This window comes from Methylibium sp. (assembly GCF_013817365.1).
In the GTDB taxonomy this organism is placed as follows: Bacteria; Pseudomonadota; Gammaproteobacteria; order Burkholderiales; family Burkholderiaceae_C; genus Methylibium.
The window spans coordinates 1-2,443 of the sequence record NZ_JACDCU010000531.1 but is presented as its reverse complement, the minus strand read 5'-3'; the positions used below and the strand labels follow the sequence as shown (position 1 = coordinate 2,443).

At 62.7% G+C, this 2,443-nt stretch carries 3 protein-coding genes; 2 read left to right on the top strand and 1 reads right to left on the bottom strand.

The window, feature by feature from the left end:
* Window positions 1–598: 598 nt before the first annotated feature.
* Window positions 599–1,291, top strand: a complete 693-nt coding sequence (locus H0W38_RS20915; RefSeq protein WP_292457815.1) for a haloacid dehalogenase type II — start codon at window positions 599–601, stop codon at window positions 1,289–1,291.
* A 95-nt stretch (window positions 1,292–1,386) separates the two neighbouring features.
* Entirely contained in the window at window positions 1,387–1,902 is a 516-nt protein-coding gene (locus tag H0W38_RS20910; protein ID WP_292457814.1) for a redoxin domain-containing protein, read from the top strand.
* Window positions 1,903–2,231: 329 nt separating this feature from the next.
* On the opposite strand, the gene H0W38_RS20905 is transcribed toward H0W38_RS20910, so the two are convergent.
* The coding region (locus H0W38_RS20905; protein WP_292457812.1) for a sigma factor-like helix-turn-helix DNA-binding protein at window positions 2,232–2,443 on the bottom strand (212 nt) is incomplete at its 5' end.

Sequence of the window (2,443 nt, the reverse complement as noted above, 5' to 3'; positions counted from 1 at the left end):
CGCTCACCTCGCACGAGGGACAGGCGATGCTCTTGATCAGCGTGATCGCTTCTTCGCAGGCCGAGCAGCCCGCGCTGAACACTTCCACCTTGCGTTTCGTAGCCATTGCTTCACTCCTTTGTTCGGTTGATGGGGCCGGTCGCCGTTGAACAGCCGCAGGGCCGTGAGCCGTGCGGCTCGTGTTGCGACAGGGGCATCTTGAACCTTGGAGCAGGCTCCAGTGTCAAGCGCCGTGCGATCCCACGTACAGGCAACGGCGTCACGAGCCCGCAAGTCATGAACGTTGTATGGGATGCCGAAGGCGTCCCTTCGGTTCGCCGACGGACTCGTCTACTCCAGGGAGCAACTCGCTCGCTTAATGCCTTCGGGCCGCGCACCCGCGGCCGGAAGGCATGGCATTTGCCGTAAAGCTTTGCGCAACTCTCGCCGTTGTTGCTGGACACGTGGTGTCAGACAACATGACGAATCGCTTTTGCGCAGCGCTCTGCCTATCGTAAAACGGGACTCGCATGACCACCCGATACTCGCCCACGTTTGCAACCGTCTTCGGGCGCGGCCGGCTCTGCTTCGTCGGCTCGCGTGCCGCATCAATCGATCTTTGGGGGGACTCATGCTAAATCAGGCTTTGCATCCGCAAGTCCTCCTGTTCGACGTCAATGGAACACTGCTCGACCTGGCGCCGGTCAGACGAAGCGTCAACGAAGTTTTGCTCGACGAGCGCGGGGCGAGCTTGTGGTTCTCCACGACGCTGCACCATTCTCTGGTGATGACGGTCAGCGGCAAGCATGCCGATCTGATGGAGATCGGTGCAGCGGTTCTTCAGATGCTTGCGCGAAATCGCGACGTCGTCATCGGCACCGAGGACGCCAGACAGGCGCTGAGCGCAATGCGCAGTCTTGCGCCGCATCCCGATGTGCTGCCTTGCTTGGAGCGACTGAGGCGCGCAGGCTACCGTCTGGCAACCCTGACCAACTCATCGAAGGCGGGGGTTGAGGCTCAGCTCAAGCATGCCGGGCTCGCGGGGTGCTTCGAGCAGCGGTTAAGCGTCGAGACGCCGCAATTGTTCAAGCCGCACGGTGACGTCTATGGCTGGGCCGCCGAGGAGATGAAGGTCGCTCCGTCGGCTTGCATGCTGGTGGCCGCCGACGGGTGGGACGTGGCGGGCGCGAAGTGGGCGGGGCTGCAGGCGGCGTTCATCGCGCGCGAGGCCCAGCAGAAGTTTCCGCTGGCCGAGCTCCCGGATATCGACGTGGCCGACCTTGCGGCACTTGCCGACGCTCTTGCTGCCTGATGCGCTTGGCGAAAGCACCATTGAGCGGTCGGACGGATACCTTGCCCGGACGCGAGTTCAATCAATCAATCAACCGAACACATAAAGGACAGACGATGGACACGACGAAATGGCCCGCAGGCGAGAAGTTCCCGGAGATGGTCTGGCATTCCGTTTGCGGCGAGCGTGTGGCGCCTGCGGAGGGCTCGGGCTGGCGAGCTCTCATCATTTATCGAGGGAAGCATTGCCCTCTCTGCAAGACCTATCTCAACACGCTAAACGAAATGCTCGCCGAGTTCGATGCCGCGAAGATTGCCGTATCAACACTTTCAGCCGACAGCAAGGAAAAGGCCGAGGCGCAAGTGGCTGAATGCGGTTGGACGTTCCCGGTGGGCTATGGTCTGTCGATTGACGAGATGCGCCAACTCGGCCTGTACATCTCGGATCCGCGTTCGCCGCAGGAGACCGATCGTCCTTTCGCAGAGCCAGCGTTGTTCGTGATCAACCCGGATGGAAAGACGCAGATCATCGACATCTCCAACGCTCCTTTCGCCCGTCCGGATCTGAAGTCGCTGTTGAAGGGAATCCAGTTCGTGATGAGCAACGACTACCCGATCCGCGGGCGGGCCTGAGCAGTCGATCCCTCCGGCATCGCCTTCAGTGCGATGACGTGAACTCGCCGACCTCCTGCAGCAGCGACTCGATCTCTTCCGCAACGATTTGAGGGTGGTCCTCTGGCGTGAAGTGCCGGCCTCCCGCGATCTGCCGCAGCGGCGCAACGACGGTGCCGGGGTGGCGTACATCGCCGCGGGAATCGAGCCGAACAATGTCAGCGCCATTGCGGCGCTCGCCAGCAGGCCGACCGCCGCCGCCGGCCAAAGACGACGAGCAGCGACGGCCCGCGGTGCGGGGCCGGCACCGCGGGCCAGGACGTCGATCAGGGTCTCGGTCTTCATCGTCGTCAAACCTTCACCAGTGCCGCCAGCCGTTTGAGGCCGCGGTGGACCCGCACCTTGACGGCCGATTCCGACGCTCCGGTCCGCTGTGAGGCCTCGGCAATCGACAGCCCCTCCACCTTCGTCAGCAGGATCGCCTGGCGTTGTGCCTCGGGCAGTTCATGGAGCAGCTTTTTCAGATCGCGCTGCGCTTCGCCATCCTCGTTCACCGCAACGA